The sequence below is a fragment of the Bacillus salipaludis genome, from assembly GCF_004358205.1.
The window spans coordinates 483,817-507,521 of sequence record NZ_SMYO01000003.1; the positions used below are offsets into that span (position 1 = coordinate 483,817).

27 protein-coding genes are annotated in these 23,705 nt (G+C 38.2%); 7 read left to right on the forward strand and 20 right to left on the reverse strand.

What is annotated here, in order from left to right:
• Positions 1 to 170: 170 nt before the first annotated feature.
• The 9 genes from E2K98_RS07755 to E2K98_RS07795 form a co-directional block, all read right to left on the reverse strand.
• Positions 171 to 872 (reverse strand): ABC transporter ATP-binding protein, encoded by a 702-nt coding sequence (locus tag E2K98_RS07755; protein ID WP_133333669.1) that lies wholly within the window; start codon positions 870 to 872, stop codon positions 171 to 173.
• A 10-nt stretch (positions 873 to 882) separates the two neighbouring features.
• Positions 883 to 1,659 carry an ABC transporter ATP-binding protein gene (locus E2K98_RS07760; RefSeq protein WP_133333670.1) on the reverse strand — a complete coding sequence of 259 codons (777 nt, stop codon included), beginning with the start codon at positions 1,657 to 1,659 and terminating at the stop codon, positions 883 to 885.
• A 3-nt stretch (positions 1,660 to 1,662) separates the two neighbouring features.
• Positions 1,663 to 2,958, reverse strand: a complete 1,296-nt coding sequence (locus E2K98_RS07765) for a branched-chain amino acid ABC transporter permease (RefSeq protein ID WP_133333671.1) — start codon at positions 2,956 to 2,958, stop codon at positions 1,663 to 1,665.
• A gap of 8 nt (positions 2,959 to 2,966) precedes the next feature.
• Entirely contained in the window at positions 2,967 to 3,953 is a 987-nt protein-coding gene (locus E2K98_RS07770) for a branched-chain amino acid ABC transporter permease (RefSeq protein ID WP_133333672.1), read from the reverse strand.
• A 79-nt stretch (positions 3,954 to 4,032) separates the two neighbouring features.
• On the reverse strand, positions 4,033 to 5,223 hold the full coding sequence (locus tag E2K98_RS07775) for a branched-chain amino acid ABC transporter substrate-binding protein (RefSeq protein WP_133333673.1): 1,191 nt from the start codon (positions 5,221 to 5,223) through the stop codon (positions 4,033 to 4,035).
• Between the two features lie 151 nt (positions 5,224 to 5,374).
• Positions 5,375 to 5,935 carry an NADPH-dependent FMN reductase gene (locus E2K98_RS07780; protein ID WP_133333674.1) on the reverse strand — a complete coding sequence of 187 codons (561 nt, stop codon included), beginning with the start codon at positions 5,933 to 5,935 and terminating at the stop codon, positions 5,375 to 5,377.
• Positions 5,936 to 6,069: 134 nt separating this feature from the next.
• Positions 6,070 to 6,549 carry a DUF2680 domain-containing protein gene (locus E2K98_RS31420; RefSeq protein ID WP_208025330.1) on the reverse strand — a complete coding sequence of 160 codons (480 nt, stop codon included), beginning with the start codon at positions 6,547 to 6,549 and terminating at the stop codon, positions 6,070 to 6,072.
• A 79-nt stretch (positions 6,550 to 6,628) separates the two neighbouring features.
• Complete coding sequence (locus tag E2K98_RS07790) at positions 6,629 to 7,018, reverse strand: PepSY domain-containing protein (RefSeq protein ID WP_133333675.1); 390 nt, start codon at positions 7,016 to 7,018, stop codon at positions 6,629 to 6,631.
• A 59-nt stretch (positions 7,019 to 7,077) separates the two neighbouring features.
• Positions 7,078 to 8,337, reverse strand: coding sequence for a cation:proton antiporter (locus E2K98_RS07795; protein WP_133333676.1), 1,260 nt, complete (start codon positions 8,335 to 8,337; stop codon positions 7,078 to 7,080).
• Positions 8,338 to 8,568: 231 nt separating this feature from the next.
• Between E2K98_RS07795 and E2K98_RS07800 the strand changes: the two genes are divergently transcribed.
• Entirely contained in the window at positions 8,569 to 8,976 is a 408-nt protein-coding gene (locus E2K98_RS07800) for a hypothetical protein (protein WP_133333677.1), read from the forward strand.
• A gap of 14 nt (positions 8,977 to 8,990) precedes the next feature.
• On the opposite strand, the gene htpG is transcribed toward E2K98_RS07800, so the two are convergent.
• Both htpG and E2K98_RS07810 read right to left on the reverse strand, forming a co-directional pair.
• On the reverse strand, positions 8,991 to 10,871 hold the full coding sequence (gene htpG, locus E2K98_RS07805; protein ID WP_133333678.1) for a molecular chaperone HtpG: 1,881 nt from the start codon (positions 10,869 to 10,871) through the stop codon (positions 8,991 to 8,993).
• A 198-nt stretch (positions 10,872 to 11,069) separates the two neighbouring features.
• A complete protein-coding gene (locus tag E2K98_RS07810; protein ID WP_133333679.1) occupies positions 11,070 to 11,330 on the reverse strand; it encodes a transcriptional regulator SplA domain-containing protein in 261 nt (86 codons plus the stop codon).
• A 215-nt stretch (positions 11,331 to 11,545) separates the two neighbouring features.
• Here E2K98_RS07810 and E2K98_RS07815 point away from each other — a divergent pair, with 215 nt between their 5' ends.
• Positions 11,546 to 12,163: a YitT family protein gene (locus tag E2K98_RS07815; protein WP_133333680.1), complete on the forward strand. Its 618-nt coding sequence runs from the start codon at positions 11,546 to 11,548 to the stop codon at positions 12,161 to 12,163.
• 12 nt (positions 12,164 to 12,175) lie between these two features.
• Here E2K98_RS07815 and cysC read toward each other — a convergent pair whose 3' ends face one another.
• From cysC to E2K98_RS07840, 5 genes are all read right to left on the reverse strand, one after another.
• On the reverse strand, positions 12,176 to 12,769 hold the full coding sequence (cysC, locus tag E2K98_RS07820) for an adenylyl-sulfate kinase (protein WP_133333681.1): 594 nt from the start codon (positions 12,767 to 12,769) through the stop codon (positions 12,176 to 12,178).
• A gap of 13 nt (positions 12,770 to 12,782) precedes the next feature.
• Complete coding sequence (gene sat / locus E2K98_RS07825) at positions 12,783 to 13,931, reverse strand: sulfate adenylyltransferase (RefSeq protein WP_133333682.1); 1,149 nt, start codon at positions 13,929 to 13,931, stop codon at positions 12,783 to 12,785.
• 125 nt (positions 13,932 to 14,056) lie between these two features.
• A complete protein-coding gene (locus E2K98_RS07830; protein ID WP_133333683.1) occupies positions 14,057 to 14,767 on the reverse strand; it encodes a phosphoadenylyl-sulfate reductase in 711 nt (236 codons plus the stop codon).
• 3 nt (positions 14,768 to 14,770) lie between these two features.
• Positions 14,771 to 15,319, reverse strand: a complete 549-nt coding sequence (locus tag E2K98_RS07835; RefSeq protein WP_133333684.1) for a histidine phosphatase family protein — start codon at positions 15,317 to 15,319, stop codon at positions 14,771 to 14,773.
• Positions 15,304 to 16,071 (reverse strand): phosphosulfolactate synthase, encoded by a 768-nt coding sequence (locus E2K98_RS07840; protein WP_133333685.1) that lies wholly within the window; start codon positions 16,069 to 16,071, stop codon positions 15,304 to 15,306. Before E2K98_RS07840 ends, E2K98_RS07835 begins: the two co-directional genes overlap by 16 nt.
• A gap of 194 nt (positions 16,072 to 16,265) precedes the next feature.
• Between E2K98_RS07840 and E2K98_RS07845 the strand changes: the two genes are divergently transcribed.
• From E2K98_RS07845 to E2K98_RS07860, 4 genes are all read left to right on the forward strand, one after another.
• Positions 16,266 to 17,486 carry an MFS transporter gene (locus E2K98_RS07845; RefSeq protein ID WP_235824761.1) on the forward strand — a complete coding sequence of 407 codons (1,221 nt, stop codon included), beginning with the start codon at positions 16,266 to 16,268 and terminating at the stop codon, positions 17,484 to 17,486.
• A 57-nt stretch (positions 17,487 to 17,543) separates the two neighbouring features.
• Positions 17,544 to 17,825 carry a hypothetical protein gene (locus tag E2K98_RS07850; protein ID WP_133333687.1) on the forward strand — a complete coding sequence of 94 codons (282 nt, stop codon included), beginning with the start codon at positions 17,544 to 17,546 and terminating at the stop codon, positions 17,823 to 17,825.
• A 145-nt stretch (positions 17,826 to 17,970) separates the two neighbouring features.
• The gene (locus E2K98_RS07855; RefSeq protein ID WP_133333688.1) at positions 17,971 to 18,735 is read left to right on the forward strand and encodes a sulfite exporter TauE/SafE family protein; all 765 of its coding nucleotides are present in this window, start codon (positions 17,971 to 17,973) and stop codon (positions 18,733 to 18,735) included.
• Between the two features lie 117 nt (positions 18,736 to 18,852).
• Entirely contained in the window at positions 18,853 to 19,128 is a 276-nt protein-coding gene (locus E2K98_RS07860) for a YqhV family protein (protein WP_133333689.1), read from the forward strand.
• Positions 19,129 to 19,211: 83 nt separating this feature from the next.
• Here E2K98_RS07860 and E2K98_RS07865 read toward each other — a convergent pair whose 3' ends face one another.
• From E2K98_RS07865 to E2K98_RS07875, 4 genes are all read right to left on the reverse strand, one after another.
• Entirely contained in the window at positions 19,212 to 20,411 is a 1,200-nt protein-coding gene (locus E2K98_RS07865) for an MFS transporter (RefSeq protein WP_133333690.1), read from the reverse strand.
• Positions 20,404 to 20,832 (reverse strand): MarR family winged helix-turn-helix transcriptional regulator, encoded by a 429-nt coding sequence (locus E2K98_RS07870; protein WP_133333691.1) that lies wholly within the window; start codon positions 20,830 to 20,832, stop codon positions 20,404 to 20,406. Before E2K98_RS07870 ends, E2K98_RS07865 begins: the two co-directional genes overlap by 8 nt.
• A gap of 115 nt (positions 20,833 to 20,947) precedes the next feature.
• Entirely contained in the window at positions 20,948 to 21,115 is a 168-nt protein-coding gene (locus tag E2K98_RS30840; RefSeq protein ID WP_165976205.1) for a hypothetical protein, read from the reverse strand.
• 88 nt (positions 21,116 to 21,203) lie between these two features.
• Positions 21,204 to 22,412 (reverse strand): MFS transporter, encoded by a 1,209-nt coding sequence (locus tag E2K98_RS07875; protein ID WP_133333692.1) that lies wholly within the window; start codon positions 22,410 to 22,412, stop codon positions 21,204 to 21,206.
• Positions 22,413 to 22,741: 329 nt separating this feature from the next.
• On the opposite strand from E2K98_RS07875, the gene E2K98_RS07880 reads away from it, so the two are divergent.
• The gene (locus tag E2K98_RS07880) at positions 22,742 to 23,695 is read left to right on the forward strand and encodes a D-2-hydroxyacid dehydrogenase (protein WP_133333693.1); all 954 of its coding nucleotides are present in this window, start codon (positions 22,742 to 22,744) and stop codon (positions 23,693 to 23,695) included.
• Positions 23,696 to 23,705: the final 10 nt, after the last annotated feature.

The window sequence follows — 23,705 nt, forward strand, 5'->3', positions numbered from 1 at the left end:
CTAATTGATTACGTGAAAAATTATACTACGATATTTTAGTTTGGTAAAGTGGTAAATTAATAGTGAATTAAAGTAAAAATTTAATGAAAGTCAGGAATTTTCCAAAAACAAAAAATAATCGACATAATTCGGGCGGTGACAGGCACCGCTCGAATTATGTCGATTTACCTTTAAGCTAAGTATGCCTCTCTCACTTCTTCATTTGTGATTAGGTCATAGCCGTTTCCTTGGAGTTTGATTTCGCCGGTTTGGATGACGTAGCCCCGGTGGGCGACTTGCAGGGCTTGGTAGGCATTTTGTTCGACGAGCAGGATGGTGATGCCTTCTTCGTTGAGTTCTTTGATGATTTCGAAGATTTGTTCGACGATGATGGGAGCAAGGCCCATGGAGGGCTCGTCTAGCATGAGTAAATCGGGTTTCATCATTAGGGCTCTTCCAATGGCGAGCATTTGCTGTTCACCGCCACTCATGGTCCCGCCCTTTTGCTCGAGCCGGTCTTTTAGTTTCGGAAAATAATGAAACACCTTCTCCATTCTTTTCTCGATCACCTTCTTGTTTTTAACTGAAAATGCCCCCATTAACAGATTTTCCTTTACCGAAAGTCTTGGAAAGATTCGTCTGCCTTCGGGAACATGAGCAATCCCTAACAGGGTTGTTTCATGTGCAGGTTTATTCGAAATATCCGTTCCATTATAAACAATACTTCCTGTCTTTACTTTCGCCAGTCCGCTGATGGATTTTAAAGTTGTTGATTTTCCGGCTCCATTACTGCCAATCAGGGTGACGATTTCCCCTTTATTTACGGAAACATCAATCCCTTTTAAAGCCTGAATCCCGCCGTAAAAGGTTTCAACATTATTTAATTGAAGCATCTCTTTCCCCCTATCCAGCATGAACGGCACCTGACCCAAGGTAGGCCTCGATGACCTTCGGATTTTTCCGAATGTCTTCCGGCTTTCCTTCCGCAATTTTTTCCCCGTGGTCGAGCACAACGATATGTTCAGAGATTTCCATTACAAGCTTCATGTCATGCTCAATTAAAATGACGGTCAGATTAAATTCATCTCTCATTTTTTTAATCAGCTGGGTCAATTCCTTTGTTTCCTTTGGATTCATCCCTGCAGCTGGTTCATCTAATAAAAGTACCTTTGGACCTGCAGCAAGAGCCCTTGCAATTTCCAATCTTCTTTGTGCCCCGTAGCTTAAATTGCAGGCCTTTTCATTTAGCAAATCTGCCAGCCCTACATATTCCAATAATTGATAGGCCTTTATTTCAGAAACCTTCTCTTCCTTCCGAATCCCGGGAAGATTAAATAAGATCCCAAAGAGTCCTGCCCTTAAATGTGTATGCATTCCAACCATAACATTTTCAAGGACAGCCATCTCATTAAATAAGCGTATATTCTGAAAGGTTCTGGCAATTCCCTTTTTACATACCTCATGCGGTTTTAATCCGACTAATATTTCATTTTCCAGTAAAATTGAACCAGAAGTTGGCTGGTAAACTCCTGTAATCATGTTGAAAAAAGTTGTTTTTCCGGCACCGTTCGGACCAATAACAGCGGTAATCGAATTTTTCTCAACCGCCATCGATACATCATTGTTCGCGGTTAGTCCCCCAAAGGTTTTCGTTAAGTTTTTCACTTCTAAAATGGACATTCCTTACACCTCCTGAGCTTTTTCAAGCTGTGATGGATCAGGAGTGATCGCAGTTTTTGTTTCCTTGCTACCATCTCGTAATTCTTTTTCATTATATTTACGATTTTTAGCAGGCAATAGCCCTTTGGGTCGATATAATGCAAAAAGGATTAACAGTAAACCGAAAATCAGCCGTTGCATTTTTGAAGGGGAAAGAGCATCTGGAATCGAAATGACCCCCGTCGAACTTAACTGATTCAGCCAATTCGTCACTTCTGTTAATACTTGAAGGTTCAGTATAGTCATTACGGCTGCACCGAGAATGACCCCTGGAACACTTCCCATCCCTCCTAAAATAACCATAACTAAAATGGTAATTGACTCCAGCAGCGTAAAACTAGTGGGGTCAACAAAGGCTTGTTTTGCAGCAAAAACAACCCCCATCATCCCTGAAAAAGAAGCTCCAATCGCAAAGGCCATCAGTTTCGTCCGAACTAACGGAACCCCCATCGCCTGTGCGGCAATTTCATTTTCCCTAACAGCCTTCCAAGAACGGCCAATTTTTGAGTGTTCGAAACGGCGAACGGTAAAAATCGTAAACAACAAAATGACGAGAACCACATAATAAAATTGGCTAGGATAGAGAAAATCAATTCCAAACAGACGGGGCGGGGTAACAGAGGCAAGCCCCATGGCACCATTTGTAATATTAACCGGACGATCCAGGTTATTAAAAATAATTCTGATAATCTCTCCGAACCCAAGGGTAACAATTGCTAAATAATCCCCTTTTACGCGAAGAACCGGGATCCCGAGCAGAACCCCAAACAATGCCGCGACTAAACAGCCAATGATAATGAAGAACCAAAAGCTTTCCCCTGGAAGCGGGAAATGCCCAAATGGCATAAAATTATTAGCCTGTGCAGTGGCAAATATCCCGTACGTATAAGCTCCAACCGCGAAAAAGGCTATAAACCCTAAATCTAGGAGTCCTGCCATTCCGACGACAATATTTAAGCCCAGAGCCATGGAAATATAGATTCCAACCAGTGTGGCAACTTCCATATAGGATTGATACGCATCCCCGTTGCTTGCGGTAAATGGGAGGAGAAATACCAATACAACCCCTGCAATCAACCATTTTGTGAGATTCTTAAAATTCGTAAAATATAAGAGTAATAGAGAGGTTAGCAGTAGTAAGAATGCAATAACTGACTTTTGAGCTAAAAATAAACTTAAAGATGTAACGCCAATGTAAACGAGAAGAAAGATTCCCTGGAAGATTTTATTATTTTTATAGTTGTTCCATAAAGTTTTCATCTTCTCACCTACACTTTCTCAGTGACCGGCTTGCCTAATAGGCCTTCCGGTTTAAACAGTAATACGATGATTAAAATGATAAACGCAAAAACGTCTTTATATTCTGCCCCGAAGACACCACCGGAAAGCAGCGTTAAATTGGCAGATGCAAACATTTCTAGGACCCCCAGCAATAAACCACCGAGCATCGCACCGCGGATATTTCCTATACCACCTAAAACTGCAGCAGTAAATGCTTTTAAACCAAGGATAAAGCCAATATAGGGGTCAATTGTCCCGTATTGCACAGCAAATAAAACACCTGTGGCCCCACCAAGGGCGGAACCGATAAAAAAGGTCATTGAAATCACTTTATTTACGTTAATCGTCATTAAGGAAGCAGTTTCACGATCCTGCGCAACTGCCCTCATCGCCATACCCCATTTTGTACGATTGACAAATAAGTCAAGCCCAATCATCATGATCACAGCCGTGACAATGACAATCACAAAAGAAGTTTTAATATTCGCATCATTAAACATAGAACTAATCGATGAAGCCTTGATCGATAGCTGGTGGGTAAACATACTTGGACCCGTTACAATATAATTTCCCTTTTTCAATTCAGCTATGAATCTCACAATATCCTGCAATAAAAAGGAAATCCCAATTGCCGTAATCAACGGAATTAGCCGTGGTGCATTTCTGAGCGGCCGATAGGCAACTCGTTCAATCCCCATTCCTAGTAATCCCGTTAATAGTGCTGTTAAAAGAAGTGCCGTAATTAGCATTACAATGGCCGGTACGGCAGAAACCCAGCCCATTCCTGTAAAAACGAGTAAAATGGCTGTTCCCATAAAAGCACCTGACATAAAGATTTCCCCGTGTGCAAAATTAATTAATTCCAATATCCCATAAACCATTGTGTAACCTAATGCAATAACAGCATAAACTGCCCCTAACGTAAGTCCATCAATCAGCACCTGCGGAATTGTCTGGACTATTTCATTCAGCATAGTAAACCTCCTTGTCCCAAAATATAGAAGAAAAAGGGTACTCTCCCTCTAAAGTGTACCCTTTTCAATCTGTTACCCCTTATTTACTCACTTCACCAACAAATTCTGCCGGATATTTTGCTTCTTTAAAGCTATAAATAAACACTTTTGCATATTTGTTGTCCCCGATATCATCAAAGCTAACCTTCGTTAACACACCTTGATAATCCTGGACACCACGGACTGCATCTCTTACTTGCTCACGAGTTGGCAATTTGTTGTTATTGGATTTAATCGCATCCTCAATTCCTTTTAAAACTACGCCCATCGTGTCATAACCATACACGGAATAGGACTCTGTATTCTTATTAAATTTGGCTTTATAGGTTTCGATAAACTTTTGACCTTCTGGAGATTTCGTTGAATCCCCTGCAAGTGAAGTAATATAAGTATTTTTAATCGCGTCACCAGCAATTTCAACAAGTGTGGACGCATCCAGTCCATCCCCGCCCATGAATGGAACATTGATGCCTTTTTCACGTGCTTGTTTGATTAACAAACCGCCTTCAGCATAGATTCCGCCAAAATAAACGAGGTCCGGTTTTTTGGAGACAATTTGGTTAAGGACTCCATTAAAATCTTTTTCACCAACGGTAATTCCTTCAAAGCCAAGAATTTGCGCGCCTTTTTCTTCTGCAGCTTTCTTGAAGGCTTCAGCTAGACCTGTTCCATAAGCTGTTTTATCTTGAACAATAAAGATTTTCTTCGCATGTAAGGTATTCACTGCATATTCGGCACCGGCAGGTCCCTGGAAATCATCACGGGCTACAATTCGGTTGACCGTTTTTAATCCTCTGCTCGTTACTTCAACTGCAGAATTGGCAGGTGATACCATAGGGATCGCATATTTTTCATAGACCTCAGATGATGGAATCGCAACCCCTGAGTTAAAGTGACCGACAACTGCTAAAATTGATTTATCGGCACCAATTAATTGGGCATTCGCCACTCCTTTTTTCGGATCTCCTTGATCATCATAAGGAACTAGCTGCAGATTATAGCCTAATTCTTTAAACTTTGCCTTTTCTTCGTCTAATTTAAGCTGGGCACCCAGTTTAATGGCCTCCCCAATGGTCGCACTTCCACCTGAAAGTGGTGTTTGTGTGGCAATTTTGATCAAATTCGAACTACTTTTTCCGTCGTCACCTGACTTTGAGCTACAGCCTGCTAAAAATAAACTTGCCGCCAATCCTCCCGTTAACAATAACGCTAAAGATTTCTTTAACTTCAATGTTGACCCTCCCCATTTTTTATATAAAAAAACAAGCCCTCTATATGTATATGGGTCAGAATCAAAAATAGGACAAATTATTCATTTTCCATTATTTTGAAAAAATAACCAAATAAAAACCAACACCGTTCAACGGTGTTGGTTTTTAAAGTTATTTTGTGGCACAAAGTTGTTTTTGTTGGTTAAACCACTGAATAAAGTTATTTACCACCTGATCCAAAAATTTAATGGTAGGTTCGTGGGTAAGGTTTCCATCCTGATCTATTTTTTCGTGGACCTGGGCAACATAGACTTCATTTCCTGGGATTAGTAGTGAACCAATACCCGGGCAGAAGAGAATATCACGCAAATGGTTCTGAGCACGAACAGTTCCGAGCGTCCCCATTGTTGCACCCATGATCCAAGATGGTTTACCAATCATTACTTTATCCACCCGTGATAACCAATCCATTGCATTCTTTAATACCCCTGGAATCGAATAATTATATTCCGGAGTAACCCAAAGAACGGCATCTGCTTCAGCAACTTTCTTCTTAAAATCAAATACCACCTGCGGCGGGTTTAATTCGATATCCTGATCATAATGAGGAAGGTCACGAATATTTAAAATTTCAAGGTCAAAGCGGTCCTTATAAGTTCTTTGCACATATTTCGCCAACTTAAGATTATACGATTCCTTCCGAATACTTCCAACGATTGCTACTAGTTTCACAGCTATTTCCTCCCCTTCAACTAAATACTTGTATGCTACAACTCATTAAGCTTACGTAATAAAAGGTAATCATGTCAAAAATGTTGCTCTATTTAAGGGACCATCCTTATTTTGAATTGTCCCTTAAATATTTCTTAATCATTATCACTGTTAAACCATTCCTCTTCCCATTCATCTTCCTCGAATTCACTGCACCATTTGTAGTTTCTTTTTTGAAAGGTAAGTATGTAGTTTCTTAACATGTTATAGCGTAGATTTTTTTCATCTTGGGTAAGGGCACCTGCCCAGGCATATGTTTCAATCAGGCTGATATAATCCATATAAATACGATGATAGATTTGGTCGAGACTCTGCTTTTGTGCCAAAGTATATTTAATATCCTTTGTACAAGTTAAATCCGAATCCCATTTTTCACTATCTTTTTTTTCACCATCTGATTCTTTTTCGGAATTATTTTTTTCATCTAATTCGCTTTCCTTTTCCTTATTAGGCAGAGGCATCACTTTTTCTAACTCGTTATCCTTTTTTTCATAATCCTTTTCTGCATTGGCATGGTATCCGGCGGCGATAAAACAAAAGAGAAAAAATATAAGACTTACGTATTTTTTTATCATTAATTTTCTCCTATAAGTAATTTTCTCAATATAAAAAACGGCACATCAATTATGACGTGCAGCTTTTTTAAAATTTCTATTAGTCTTCTCCCTGATCGTCGTCACCAGGTCCATCGTCGTCGTGGTCATGACCGTGGTCATCGTCACCATGATGACGATCATCATCACCGTTAGATGCCCCTTCTTTTTCTACCTCTAAAACTTTACCTGTCTTCGCATCGATTTCAACTTCATAAAAAATGCCTGCACTTTTAATTTTTACTTCGTAAACGGATCTTCCATCATCCTCTTCTAGGACAACCTTAACAATTTCACCTTTTACTTTTGTTAAAGCAATATCCCCTGCTTCTTTTTCAGAGATCACCTTATTTTCGGCTCGCAGTTCCCCCATTACTTTCGCATGGGCAAACTGAAAACTGCCAAAACTGATTGGGAATAGTAAAACCAGTAAGAGAACTATTTTTTTCATACTCTCACACTCCTTTAGTTTTTTATATCTTGTGTAAGAGTATGAAATTTATTCATTTGTCACATTAAATCCCATTTGTTTTTAATTACAAATCTAAGCCAAGTTCCTGTCATCCAGGAAGTAACAAGGGCAAGCATAACTAGTATCGCAAAAAACTCCTGATTTATAATCCCTGACATGAAAGCCACTGTCGATAAAACAATTCCTGGGCCTCCCCTTGCATTCATAGCGAAGCCAAAGTTTAAACTTGTCAGAGAATTAAGCTTAATTAATCGGCAGGTAAAGTAAACAATGGTCATTTGAATAAAGGTTGCAATTAATAAGTACTGGATAAAGAAATAAATATCAAATGACTTGGCTAAATCTAATTGAAGCCCAACTGTTGCAAAATAAACGGGCACAAACCAAGAAAAGGATAAATTAGAAACGCCTTCTTCGATCTTCTCAGAGACCGTTTCCGGAAGATAAAGCTTTGCCGCAATCCCGACCAGCAAGGCACCGAAGATGGTTTCGACGTGAAAAAAATAAGCAAGTACACAAGCGATAAAAAGAATCACTAAAACATAACCGAGGTTTGAAGATTGGAAAAATATGTTTCTGTCATTCATGGTTAAATGTTTAAAAAGCACTCTTAGCACAAAGAGAATTCCCAATAAGAACAAACAAGTCGTTCCAATACTTAAAAGAACATCACTATAGGATAATTGGTTGCTATGATGGGCAACAAGATTTGTCGCTACACCTAATACCACCCAAAGAAGGATATCGTGCAGTCCGGCAATAATAACAACGAGTTTTGCAAACCTTGTTTTCATAATTCCAAGATCAATAAAAATTTTAGAAATAACAGGGATTGAAGTGACTGCAATCGAAATACAAACGATTAATTTAAGTGCAAGCAAATCATTAGCTGCACCCACAAATTTATTCAAGTCGATAAAACTTGTAACCAACCATCCAATAATAAACGGAAGAACACTGGAACCAATCGTAATAGCAGAGGTGATTTTTAAATCATCCTTCTCAAATTCAGTATGAAATTTTAATCCTGACACGAACATCAAAAGAATTAAACCGATTTGATAAATGAGCCCGAATAATTGATCCTCCAATGGAAATCCGTGAAACAGCCATTGATATGCTTGAGGGTAAAAATAGCCTAATAAACTTGGTCCAAGGATAATTCCCGCTCCAACTTCCCCAATTACCCTCGGAATATAGATCCGCTCACAAAGGTAGCCAAGAATATGCGCTAACGCCAGCAGGCAGCCCATTGCGAACAAAAAATGGCTTACCTGTATTTGTTCGATTGTAAACATATTTCTCCCTCCATAAATACTGTCAGCCTCTTTCAATAGAATAGTTAAAACGCTCCGATTCAATGGTTTTTGCACTACACATCATATGCTTGTTCTAATTGAATGGAAGCAACTTGTCTAAAAATGGGCAGGATGGAAAAATTTTGGACAAGAATGGGACAATGCCGTTCCTTTTCTCTTATTGGATGCAAATAATATAATAGCTTTAATTTCAATCAGGGAGAGAGACCAATGGGAGAGGAAGGGTCGTACTTTCGCAGATTATACAAGCTTTTCAAGGGGGGATTTAAAAAGGACAAGGAAGAAGATGGGGGATTAAAATGGGGCCTCGGGATAGCTGTTCCGTTTTTCTTCAGTTCAAAGTTTGCCGTCCATGATGAAACCATTACGATTCATGGAATTCAAACCACTCACGATGAGTACTCACCCATTAAGTATTCAATCGTTAAAATCACCAAGTTAGGCACTTCAATTGAATATTTTGATAGTGTAACTTTCTACGGGGACTCAGGTGAGGAAGGTATTAACTATACCTTTACGGTTCCAAATGGTACAGGCTATCAGCTGGAGATCTTTAATTATTTTCATTACCATGCATCAGGAAATGTAAAAATGCTAAAAAAAGAGCTGCCATCATGACAGCTCCCCTTTAGTTATACCATAATTTTACAAATATCATTTGTAAATTCTACAGGATCAGGAACCTGAAGCCCTTCAATAAGCAATGCTTGATTATACAAAAGATTAGTATATAGCGATAGTTTCTCTTGATCCTTTTCAAAAGCTTCTTTGAGTGAAGTAAATACCTCATGTTGAACATTGATTTCTAAAATTCTGTCAGCCTTTACATTTTGGTTACCTGGCATCGATTTTAGAATTTTTTCCATTTCCAAGGTGATTTCCCCGTCACTTGTGATGCAAACAGGATGGCTCTTCAACCGTTTTGATATCCGAACATCTTTCACCTTGTCAGCTAAGATTTTTTTCATCGCTTCAAATAGCTCTTTATTTTCCTTTTCCTCTGATTCGGTGTTATTTTTATCCTTATCAGATTCAATTCCTAAATCACCACTAGAAACCGATTTGAATTCTTTGTCCTTGTAAGCCATTAACATCTTGATGGCAAATTCATCGATATCATCAGTGAAGTAGAGAATTTCATAGCCCTTATCTGCAACTAATTCAGTTTGTGGCAGCTTATCAATTCTATCAATGGTTTCACCAGATGCATAATAAATATATTTTTGGTCCTCAGGCATTCTCAATACATACTCATCTAAGGTCACCATTTTCTTCTCTTTAGAAGAGTGGAATAATAATAAATCCTGCAATTCTTCTTTGTGCATGCCGTAATCACTATACACACCAAATTTTAATTGTCTGCCGAAGGACTTATAGAATTCTTCATATTTTTCACGTTCATTCTTTAATAAGCTTTGCAGTTCACTCTTAATTTTCTTATTTATATTTTTTGCAATTAGCTTAAGCTGACGATCGTGCTGAAGCATTTCTCTAGAAATGTTAAGCGATAGATCCTCAGAATCCACCATTCCTTTAACAAAACTGAAATAGTCCGGGAGCAAATCAGCACATTTGTTCATGATTAACACGCCATTTGAATATAGCTCTAAGCCCTTTTCATATTCCGGTGAGTAAAAATCAAATGGGGTTTTCTCCGGAATATATAAAATTGCATTATATCTTACAGCCCCGTCTACACTAATATGGATATGTTTAAGCGGTTTGTCAAAGCCGTAATGTTTTTCGGAATAAAAATTCTGATAATCTTCATCCGTTAACTGGCTTTTATTTTTACGCCAAATTGGAACCATACTGTTGATCACTTGTTCCTCTACATCATCCTCATATTCATCTTCACTGCCCTCTTTAAGCTTTCTTGAGGTCACATCCATTTTAATCGGATAGCGGATAAAGTCTGAATATTTTTTAATGATGGATTTTAGGCGGTATTCTTCTAAAAATTCATCGTAATTCTCATCTTCGCTATTTTCTTTGATTTTTAAAATAATTTCAGTCCCAACTTCATCTTTATCAACTGGGACAATGGTGTATCCTTCCGCACCTTTTGATTCCCATTTATACGCTTGGTCGCTGCCTAAGGCCTTACTGATGACTGTTACAACATCAGCAACCATGAAAGCAGCATAAAAGCCAACACCAAATTGTCCAATAATATCATGGCCATCCTTTGATTCATTTTCCGTTTTAAAGGCTAATGAACCGCTTTTGGCAATCGTTCCAAGATTATTCTCAAGCTCTTCCGCTGTCATCCCAATACCGGTATCTGTAATTTTGAGCAGTCGATTCTCTTTATCAGCGGCTACTTTTATGTAGTAGCGGTCATTATCAAAAGTTAAATTATCATCTGTTAATGATTTATAATAGATTTTATCTATTGCATCACTGGAATTTGAAATTAACTCTCTTAGAAAGATTTCTTTTTGTGTATAGATGGAATGAATCATCATATCTAATAATCTTTTCGATTCAGCCTGAAATTGTTTGGTTTCCATCAAAATTGCTCCTTTCAAGGGGTATATTGTCAATTATATCATTATTTTAGCACTCTATTATCAGGAGTGCTAACACATAATTTAATAACATATTTAAAATGGTTTCGTCAACTATTTTAAACAAAGCGAAAAAGGAACCCTTCTGGATTCCTTCGTCATGTAAAGTGTTCTATGTAGACGAGTTGGAGAACAATAGACTTAACCAAAATAAGTCTCCGTTTCTTCCGAGAATCCAAAGGCTTCACGGTAAGCTGTTTCCGCCTCGTCTGCGGTTTGATAAGCGGCCACTTCATCGGTTAAAGGATAATAGGTTTCATAGAGAAAAAGCGATAGCTCCTCAGGTGATTCGGGATTTTGGACAACTGCTGCTTCTTGGACATTTGCCACATCCTGAGCGTGGGGGTTTCGAATAATTACATAGACAATTTGTCCGGGTTGAAATGATTTGGATGCAGACATCTACTCAATTCCTTTCGTTTACGAATTATTTAAGCGTCTTTAGGATAGAGTTAGCATCCCTCCGCTTAAAAATGCTTTTGGTTAATTGGAAAATATCTATAAAAGTTACTTCATAATCTACTTCCAAACCTCATAAAATGGACAAGGAGAGCAGTTATGGGGGGATTAAAAGTGGCATTAATTACTATACATATTGAAGAAAATTATCAACAACCATGAAAAAAAAAATCCTTACCTTTTTTTGTTTACTGGTTGGAGCCACCCTCCAGGGAATGTCTATGTCCCTGTTTTTATTTCCACACTCTATCCCCTCCGGCGGTGCGGCAGGCCTGGCTATTTTGATGAATCACTGGTTTCATTTATCGCTTGGTTTTTCATTATGGCTTGCTAATATTGTTTTTTTACTATTTGCTTTAAACTATTTCGGTTATACCTGGACTTTACGCACCATTCTAGCTGTTGCAACCACTTCAACAACCGTCGGAATCCTGACCACTAAATTTTTACTTCCCCATATCAATATCGTTTTTGATTTAGCAGCAGGAAGTATTTTTTTTGGAATTGGTGTTGGACTACTTATCCGGGCAGGGGCATCGAGCGGAGGAATGGTAATCCCGGCCCTAATGATTGCCAACTACAAGAAATGGAGTCCGGGAAAAGTGATGATGGGGATAAACCTGATGATTTTTATCTTAACTGCGCTTGTGATTGATTATAAAATCGTCATTTACGCAATTATTTGTCAATTTTTCTCGACGAATATTATCGACTATATTTATACGTTAAAGCTGCAAAAAATAAATATTTTCACGGCAAATTGGAGAAAAAAATAAGAAGAAGCCTGATTAAAGGATCTTCCTCTCTTTTAAAACAAATAGAATTTTGTTTACTGATTCCTCAATCGTATAGCGATCCGTTTCAATTAAGATTTCTGGACGATCGGGGCTTTCATACGGTGACGAAATTCCAGTAAAATCAGGAATTTCACCGTTTCGCGCCTTTTTATATAATCCTTTAGGATCCCGATTCTCACAGACATGTATTGGACATTTTAAAAAAATTTCGATAAATTCGCCGTTCTCAAACATGCTGCGGACAAGCGCCCGATCACAGCGAAAGGGAGAAATAAATGCAGAGGAAACGATATGACCGCTATCTACAAAAAGCTTCGAGACTTCCCCGACTATGCGAATATTTTCCTTTCGATCCTCTTCACGAAAGCTTAAATCCCGATTCAACCCGTGACGGACATTGTCCCCATCCAATACATAACTTTTAATCCCATGTTGAAACAAGGCATAATCGACCGCATTTGCCAATGTTGATTTTCCTGCACCTGATAATCCGGTAAACCAAAGCACGCAACTTTTATGGCCATTCAACTGATGCCGGTCTGATTTTGTTACAGCCGATTGATGCCAAATAATATTTCTCTTCATTCCCCTACACCCTTTATTTTTCTGTATAGACCTGTTTCATCCCTTGGATTAATATTTGTACAACTTCAGGCCGACTAAACTCTTTTGGCGGCAGTTCCCCGTTTTTTAACATTCCTCTAACCATTGTTCCAGATAATACCACTCGGTGCTCCCGGTCATGAGGGCATGTTTTTTCAGATGCCATGTTTTCGCATTTTCTACAATAAAAACTATGTTCGAAAAAGAGAGGCTTGATTCCTAATTCATCTTCTGTAAAATAGCTGAATATTTTTTGTGAATCATATGTTCCATAATAGTTGCCAACCCCTGCATGGTCTCTGCCAACAATAAAGTGGGTACAGCCAAAATTTTTCCTGACGATGGCATGAAAAATCGCTTCCCTTGGACCAGCATAACGCATAGCTGCCGGGAAAACAGATAAAAAGACTCTGTCCTTCGGATAATAGTTTTCAAGTAATACCTGATAACTTTTCATCCGGATTGCTCCCGGTATGTCATCTGACTTCGTTTCTCCTACTAACGGATTTAAGAAAAGACCATCAACGGTTTCTAGTGCGGATTTTTGAATATATTCATGGGCCCGGTGAACAGGATTTCGTGTTTGAAACCCAACGACGGTTTTCCAGCCCAATTCTGCAAATGTTTGTCTTGTTTCAATCGGGTCTAGGTAATAATCTTCAAACTGAATTTTAATTGGTCTTTTTGTAAGTATGATCGGACCTCCAATATAGACTTCCGCTCGCTCAAGAAGTTTTTTAACCCCCGGATGAACATTCTCTGTTGTTCGGTAAACCTTCTCTGCCTCTACTCTTTTATCAGGAAGATAGATTTCCTTTAGCTCCATCACACCATAGACAGTACCTTGATGAATTAAATTAATGGTTTCACCAATATTCAATTCCATTGCTTTTAATCGGTCAATCGCCAGTGTAATTGGTAGCGACCAGGGCAGTCCGTTTGAGAGTCTCATATTTTGAACGACAGAGTCATAGTCGGCTTTCACCATAAATCCTTCGAGTGGACTGTAGGCTCCATTAGCAATTAACTCTAAATCACTTAATGCCATTTTATCTAGTTCAACAACATGATTGGATAAATCAATTGGAGTGTTCAGATTGATACGATTTACCAATTTACCGCCGTGCGGTACACTTACAACCACTTATTTTCCCTCCCTAGCTTTTCCCACAAAAAAGACAGTTATTTCCGCATTTGTATGTGTATTTGCGAATCTGAAGTTGTTTATTTCGAATCCAGCAGTTTATTTGCGATTCAAGCTTCAAACCCCTACGATGGATGTAGTCCGCATTCTGTTTTCGAAGTCCCTGTCCAGCGCCCGGATCGAGAATCAGCAGCGTCTGTTACAGGCAAAGTACATGGGAAACAGCCAATACTTGGATAACCTTGATCATGGAGAGGATTATATGGAAGGTTGTAAAGCTGGATATAGGTTAAAACATCTTCCCACGTCCAATGGATAAGGGGGCAAATCTTGATGTTTTTAAACTTTTCATCCCTATTAATGTACTGAGTTTGGCTTCTTGTAGGAGACTGTTCTCTCCTTAGTCCAGAGATCCATGCTGTTACATCTTTTAACGATTCTTGTAAGGGGAGGACTTTTCTGATGTGGCAGCAAAGATTGGGATTGTCAGTCCAAAGTGCTTCTCCATGTTCTTTGGCTTGTTCTTTTAATGCTAGCTTTGGTTTCACCATGTTAATATCCAAAGAAGGGTAGCGTTTTTTTATTTTATCAATTAATTCATAGGTTTCCGGAAAATGAAGTCCAGTATCTAGGAAAATAATTTTCGCTGTTTTATTCACCTTAGAAATTAAATCAATTAACACAATGCCTTCCGCTCCAAAACTACAGGCATAAACGATTTCATCCCCATATTCTTGATAGGCCCATTTTAATACATCAAAATAATCTGGCTGAGTATCTAAAAATGTATCTAGCCTCTTTTCATCCCAATTTTCATATGTTAGAATCTCAGTCATTTTTCACCCCTCCTTTTTATTATGATTAAATGATAACGTTATACAGGAATTATTTTTTACAGTAATTTTATTCATTTCATTGATATGACCATACTTAATATAGGAAATTAGAGCACGAATCCAAGATCCATGACCAAACACTAAAATATTGTGTAAATCATGATATTTATCTAGAAAAAGAACAATCCTTTCTTCAAAGCTTGTTAAGCTTTCGCCTAAAATGAGTTCACTTGGTTTTTCAATCCATAGACGGTTTTGGTGTTCCACCAATTTTTCCTTCGGTAAACCTTCAAATGGACCGAAATCTAGTTCATCGAGCAATCCTTCTACTTCAGGAACATATCCATAAAGCTGTGCAGTTTGATGTGTCCGTTTTAGCGTACTCGCCAAAACGAGATCAAATGGTTCAATTTTTTTTAAAAGCAATCGATTTTCAGTAATGTCTATTTGAAATTCCTCGGTTAGCTGCGAAATTTCAATATCTTTTCTTCCTTGGAGCCATGTTTTTCTATTCCATTCCGTTGGCAAATGCCTGATTAGAGTAAGTTGCATTCAATGTCCTCCAAATAAAACGTTTCACTCCTTAATCCAAGGCGTTGTGCCTCGAGGATTAACACATCGATAATTTTTACATTTCCCAAGTTAACATTTGGTCCAATTTCCTTAATAAAATACATTTGGTGCTTTGAAGAAGGTGCTTCAAAAATGATCTTGTTTGGATCGATATCTTGAAGTAATTCTTGAATTAAGTCAGTTTTTATCGTCCCACATTTCTCATATATCCCAGAGGTCCCTGAATCTCTTCCTTCCGTAATAACATATTTGCAGCCAGCATTTAGTAAAAGATTGATTTCTTCTCTCCATTCGGAAATTGGCATTTCTTTATCGGCATCCTTTGACCCCACCTCTGCAATTACATGAAATTCTTCCTTTAATTCAGAGATGATTTGGAGGCGTTCTCGAAGCGGAATCTCTAAGGTACCATTCGATACCTCAATCCATTCAATCCCCAGATTGCGTAAGTACGATAGATATTCAGGAATTTTATTTTGAAAGTAACTTTTTTCAAATAATGTCCCACCGCAATAGGGCTTTACATTGTACTCCTGATAGAGCTGAACCTTCTTATTTATATTAGGCGTTACATAAGCTGAACCAATCCCTAATTTTGCGATATCGATAATATGACTGTAATCAGCTAAAATATTTTTTAATTCTCCCAGTGGGGTTCCAAAATCGACAACTGACGTCAAACCAAAAGTTCGATTACCGGATGTCCTTTTTGGCAAGGAAAGAAAATCCATAGGGAAAACGCCTCCTCTTTTTATCTAGGATAGATTATTCACTAAATGGGTGAATGTGTAAATAATGGGCTGATTCCCTCGAAATATAGGCATTTGCCACTGAATAAACATACGACTCCTTTCAAACAATAAAAAAAGGCTTCAATCTAATAGTTAGGGGTGTACATCCATTGCCTAAAAAAAAACATAAAGGCATGACAATATTTGCAATAGGTTCAATCCCGCTAATCTTGGTTTTGGGTAATTCGATGTTGATTCCAATTCTTCCAAAAATGAGGTCAATTCTCGATATTTCACAATTTAAAGTTAGTTTAATTATTTCTGCTTTTTCGATTGCTGCAGCCATCTCTATTCCTGTTCTTGGCTATTTATCAGATCGGTTTTCACGAAAAGCAATCATTATACCTTCACTTATTTTATATGGAAGTGGAGGGTTACTTGCAGGCGCCGCCGCGGCTTGGTTTTCAAATGCTTATCTCTGGATAATGGCGGGAAGAATCATGCAGGGAATTGGTGCAGCCGGAACTGCTCCAATTGCAATGGCCTTAACAGGGGATCTATTTAAAGGCAGCGAACAAAGCAAAGTGCTTGGATTAGTAGAGGCCTCTAATGGTTTGGGAAAGGTCATTAGTCCAATCATAGGTTCTCTCTTAGCTCTTCTCTTTTGGTACGCAGCATTTTTTGCTTTCCCGGTTTTTTGTCTCATATCTGTCCTTTTGACCATATTTTTTATTAAAGAAAAGAAAAAGGAAAAAGAGCCTCCTTCTCTTGGCAAATATGTAAAAGGGCTTATTTCTGTATTTAAAACAGAGGGACGCTGGCTGTTTGCTGCCTATTTAACTGGAGCAGTTTGCTTATTTACCTTATTTGGAATTTTATTTTACATTTCCGATATTCTTGAAAAAGATCATCACATCGATGGTGTCTTAAAAGGAGGCATTCTCGCGATCCCACTTTTATTCATGACGACAACTTCTTACATAACAGGCAGTAAAATCGGAAAAAAAATGAAATTAATGAAAGCTTTGATTATCTTAGGACTTTTATTAATGACATCTTCTTTCGCATCGCTGATTTTTTTAAAAAAACTAATTCCATTCTTTGCTGTTTTAGTAATCAGCAGTATTGGAACAGGACTAGTACTCCCTTGTATTAACAGTTTTATAACTGGGGCGGTTCCGACTGACCGGAGAGGCTTTGTCACCTCCTTATATGGTTCAGTCAGATTTTTAGGTGTTGCAATTGGCCCCCCGATTTTTGGTACGTTAATGGCTTGGTCCCGTACAGGAATGTTCCTGATCACCGCCGGATTAACCTTAATCTGTGCATTTCTTTGCATAGTGTTAATTCATGTAGCGAAGAAAGATCCATCAAAAGAAACCGACACATTGTTTGAAAAATTACAATTTACTTAAAGCGAAAGTGCCTTCCACAGCGCTGGAGCTAGACGATTAAAAAAGGATGAGATTTAATTGCAAATTTATTTTTCACCCGAAGTAATTACCCCCCAATTTCAAGTATTAAATGTGGTTGATTCCACTAATAAAGCCGTTGGAAATGTGGCCTTTCTCTTTGACGAAAAAAAGCTCTATGTATATGGAATCTTGGAGGAAGAAGGAGTTGCCGCTGACTTTAAGGATTTAGTTACTCCTTATTTAAAAGGATTGGTAAAAGCAAAGCATGGCTTAGACATTTTCTCATGCTTGTATGTTGGTTGTAAAAAAATTAAGTTAAATGAGGAAGAACAAAAATAAACCTATTTACTGATGGGGCTTAACCTGGTTCATACTAGATTAAGCCCCTTTTTATTTTTACCAGCAAAGGTTTGTAACAAGGCATTTATCCACTTCATAATTTAGGGATAAATAATAGATTTAAATAATTTGGAGTGTTTGCCTTATGAGTATCGGCATTATAGTGATGGGGCTTTTTATTGGCATTTTGGTCGGACTTACAGGGGTAGGCGGCGCTGCATTACTTACACCCATCCTGGTTTTATTAGGGATCAATCCAGCAATTGCAGTTGGAACGGACCTTGCCTATAATTCCATAACAAAATTTTTCGGATCTTTTCAACATTGGCGGCAAAAGACGATTAACCTTAGGCTTGTGAAATACCTCGCCATTGGCAGTATTCCAAGTACAATCATTGCTGTAGGGACTCTTCATCTTTTCGATGCCTTTTTTCATAATCAAGAACTTGTTATTAAACATGCTTTGGGCTATGTGTTAATATTGGTTGCTTTAACCACCCTGATTAAAACCTTTATCAAGGAAAAATTCGAATGGAATCCCTTTCAAATAAAACCCTTGGAGGAAAAACGTGCTTTAACCATTACAATCGGAGCAATACTGGGTTTTATTGTCGGGCTAACTTCGATTGGGTCGGGCTCATTATTTGCCTTGGCGATGCTTTATTTGTATAAAATGACTCCTTCTGAATTAGTTGGAACAGATATTGCTCACGCTTTTTTATTGGTCACTGCCGCTGGCTTAATGCATGCAGGGATTGGGAATGTTGATTATTCATTAATGTTTAATCTTTTGCTTGGTTCCATTCCAGGAGTCCTTTTAGGGAGCACCTTATCCTCAAAATTCCCTGCGAAACCATTACGGACGATCATGGCATTGATTATCTTATTTAGCGGATTTAAGTTGATATAAAAAACGGCTGTACCCAGCCGTTTTTCTTTTGAACTTCAAAACATTTTTTGACCTGTCCTTATTTTGAAGAATACGACATATACTTTTTTAGATATATTTTTTCTTCGGGAGGCAAAAATGTTTATTTTTCTTGAAAAAGCCGTATTAGGAATGGCATTATTAAGAGTTCTTTCAGGCAGCATCGAAATATTTGCCGCCATTTTAATGATCAAATTTAACTCAGTTGAAAAAGCCTTAATGGTGAATAGCTCTCTTGCACTTGTGGGACCCATTATCTTAATCCTTACCACCACTATTGGCGTTTTAGGGATGGTTGGAAACATTTCGCTTTACAAAATTGCATGGATATTTCTGGGGGTTTGTTTTATTTTAATCGGAGCAATGAAAGGGTAAAAAAAGTACGCAAGATAATTCTGCGTACTTTTTTACTGCTGGAAAGGTATCCTAGTTATTTCATACAAAACTGAAAAAAATTATTAATGTAATTCAACAAGTTCACTTCTTCTCTGACGATTTTTTCTGCCATGTAAGAAATAATATAAGAAGATACATGCAAAAACAACGACACCAACACTAAAATACAGACCTCGGTAGCCAATTAAAGGAACGAAAAAGCCGAGGATGAAAGGCCCAATTCCAACTCCACCATCAACAAAAATGAAAAAAGTTGAAGTTGCCAGCCCCATCCGATTTTTTGGCGATACTTTGATGGAAATCGCTTGGGCACTTGACGAAAATGTTGCATATCCAAGACCGACTAAGGCACCAACAACTAATAGCATTATCCCCTGATGAACCTGGCTAAGCAGGATTAAAGCAACCGCGAAGAATAAAAAGGATGGATACATCACAAAGTTTTCACCTTTTTGATCAAACCATTTGCCGGTAAATGGTCTTGAAATCAGAGTGAAAACAGCGTAAATAATAAAGAAGAAACTTCCGACATCTACTAAATTGATTTCTTTTGCATAGGAAGTTAAGAATGTAAGGATACTTGAGTACCCAAATCCCACCAATGCACCGATAATCGAAATCGGTATGGCTTTTACTTCAAAGAATTGATGAATCGAGAACCCCTTCATTTTGGACAATTGTTCATGCGATAGTTCGACTTTTGGAACATTTAAAAAGAATATCGCAACAAAACTCATGACTAAAAAAATAAGACAAACAATAAAATTCATATTAAAACTTGAATGCTGCATAAGGAACATCCCTAAGAAAGGCCCAATCGCTGCAGCAAGCGTTACACTTAATGCATAATAACCAGTGCCTTCACCGCGTCTTGCATTTGGGATAATTTTCGCAACGATTGTTCCTGTTGCTGTGGAAGCAACCCCCATTGCGGCGCCATTCAAGAAACGATTCACAAGAAGAAAGGTAAGACTGTTTACTGCAAAATATAATAATGTGGTAAGTAAGAATAAGATAAAGCCAATGTATAACATCTTTTTCCAGCCGACACTGTCGATTGATCTTCCAGAAAATAATCGTGCAATCAATGTGCCTACTACAAATATTCCAGAAGCAAGCCCAGCTTGACTTGGAGATGCATGAAATTTCTCTGAAGCGAATATAGTGATGGTTACCATTAATAAATAAAATGTAAAGTAAAGAAAAAAGTTTGCTGCTGAGACAATTAAAAAATCCTTTGTCCATAATTTTGGTTTATTCATCTTTTCTACCTTCTTTAAGAATGTTTTTTCTTAATTTTGGGAGTAATTGAAATGCGGCGTTTTGTTCCTCTTTCGAAATCCCACTCATGACACTGTACTCGAGCTCGGTTATTTTCTGTCTAATAATCTGATAAAGGTCTTCCCCTATATCCGTGAGCTGGATCACTTTCTCACGCTTATCTTTCCCAGGGATGACTTTTATAATGAGCTTCTCCTCTAATCGTTTAACAGCCCTTGTAACCGTAGGCTTTTCCACATTATAATAATTGGAAATATCTACTAGGGTTGACTGTTGATTTTTGTTTATATACCAAATAACTTGCCACAAGGAATACGATAGCTCATATTCTCCGAGTGTCTCATTTAATTTGCTTATAAGAGGGCGATATACCCTTATATATTGTTGAAAAAAACCTTGCATTTGAAAACACCACATCTCGCGCTAATTAGTTACCTAAGGTAACTATTTAACACTATACTCTTTTTAAAAAAATTGTCAATTGCTTTGACATAAAAAAAGCACCAATACGGTGCCATTATTTAAAACTTGAATATTTTTTAAGTGGACCTTTACTTTCCCCCGCTTGATGGTAATGATCCGAATCCATTTTCGAATTCTTGTCCTTCCATTGATCATAAGTCATACCGTAGGAACCTTCATCGTTTAAATATTTAATATAATCGTTCCCGTATGGATACAACATATAATCACCCCCTTATTATCAATGTATGCGCTTTCATAAAAATGTGAACAAAAAAAACGCCACTTCTTTTGTGACGTTTTAAGCTCATTTATTTTTCTGCCAATGTATTTCTCTTTATTGGTCTGTTTAACATATTCCCTTTTCTATACGCCATACCCGTAGCAGTTAATAGTAATAGTCCTGTTACAATAAATACAATTTGAACGGGAAAGATTCCACCAATAAAACCGCCAATCATTGGACCGACCATCCCGCCAATTTGATTGGCAGTTTGGTTTAATCCAAATGCTCTTCCCCTGAAATCGTCTGGTGTTGATTTTACGACAAGCCCATTTAATGCTGGAAATACGGCACAGAAAAACACACCATAAACAAAACGAATGACTGAAAATCCCCAAATTTCTCCGAATAGGATTTGTGCCAATGTTCCAACTCCACCGCCGAGCAGTCCTATGACAAGCACTTTTTGGAAGCCAACCTTGTCAGCCCATCTTCCCCAATAGGGAGCAAACAGGGCACTGGCAATCCCCGGAAGAGAGAATACGATACCTGCTAGTAATGAAGCATCTTCAGAAGAGCTCCCTAATTTCACAATATATAATGGGAGAACCGGTTCAATCGTCATGACCGAACAGCTTGTTACAACGGTTAAGGTGAGAACCATCATTAACGTCCGATTGGTCCATGCCACCTTGAAATCATTTTTAACGGATCCCTTCTCTTTACTAGGAGTAAAGTTTTCTTCTTTCACCCAGAAAATAATAAGAAATGTGGCAATAAAGACGAAGATTCCGGCGCTAGCAAAAGCTAAACGATTTCCGACGAGATCAGCAATTCCACCTCCGAGTAATGGTCCAAGAATCCCCCCCGAAGCCGTAGCGGTGGAGATTAAAGAAAGGGCATACCCAATTTTTTCATTTGGTGTATTGGTTCCAATTAATGCGATTGAGCCAGGAATAAATCCACTCAATAATCCCTGCATTATTCTTAATGCTAAGATCTCATAAGGATTCGTTACGAAGGCCATTAATGTATAAATGACAAAAAGAACAAATCCGGCCCGAATAATCATTGGCTTTCTTCCGTACCGATCTGCTACCCTTCCCCAGAAAGGAGAAGCAATTGCACCGGCAAAAAAGGCCGAACTAAAAAGCAGCCCTGACCACATTTCAGTATGTTGATGAACGCCAATTTGCAGTAGAAAAAGGGGCAAAAAAGGAATGACCATCGAAAAGCTGGCCGATGTAAAGAAACAGCCAATCCAAAGCACCCATAAATTCCGTTTCCACGTTTCCATTCTAATCGCACTCCCACTATTTCCTTTGAATGACAAAGATGGAGTCCACCTTACATCCGATCGGTTTGATATTGCCATCATAACACAGAGCGGTTTTATTTTCATTCCCGAAATATTCGGGTGTGAAAATTAAGGATATAAGACCAGGATAGATTCCCACAAATAGAGCTTTATAGATAAATTTCCTTTTAAAATGTGGATATTAACTATAAATAATATATCAACTCCTGATCCCTTTTTATCTTGAATTCTTATTACATCTATTGTTAACTTTAATTATATTGATTATGGCAATGTCTCATTAGATAGATTGTATAGGAGTGATATTTATGAATTCGTCACAACCGAATATATTAGTATTTGACCCCCACCACGCTGAAGAATATGCGAACTGCGTACGTGAATGTGGTTTTAAAGCTGTGAAGGCAGCAGCAACTTACGAGGAAGCAGAAATGTTTTTACCCGGTACTGAGATTATCTTAGGCTGGAAGTTCCCTACCCAACTCCTTCATACACCAAATGCCTTATCTGTCCGTTGGTTTCAGTCGATGGGCGCAGGTGTGAATGATTTAGTGGCCAATTCTTCCATCCCTGATGACATCCTCCTTACTAGAATTGTCGATCAGTTTGGCACATATATTTCTGAATATATTTTTGCCTATCTTCTACATATTGTTAAGGACATTCCGCGAATGAGACAAGCACAAACAGAACGGAACTGGGATTCCTTTATTTCTGACTCCCTTGCAAAAAAAACCATCGGAGTAGCTGGACTGGGATCGATTGGAGCTGAAACCGTCCGTAAGGCTAAAGCATTTGATATGAAGGTTCACGGATTAAGTTTTAGCGGGAAGAATGCCGAAATCGTGGACCAGCACTTTACTGCAAACCAATGGAAGGATTTTGTTAAAGATCTTGATTACCTTGTCCTTACGCTTCCTTTAACAGAAAAAACCTACCATGTTATCAATCGTGAGATCCTTTTCTCGATGAAGCCTGATAGCTGTCTTGTAAATGTGGGAAGAGGTGCACTGATCGCTGAAAATGATTTACAATCCGTTCTTGAGGAAGGGCACCTGAAAGCAGCTATTCTTGACGTTTTTGAAACAGAGCCATTGCCAAAGGATCATCGTTTTTATTCGATGCCAAATGTCTATGTCACTTCGCATTTGTCTGGACCTAGCACTACTGAAGGTGTGACTCAATTTTTTGTGGATAATGTAATTAAATATTTAAATGGGGAAACTTTACACGGAATAGTGGATCGAAAACGCGGATATTAAAAAGGGTCTC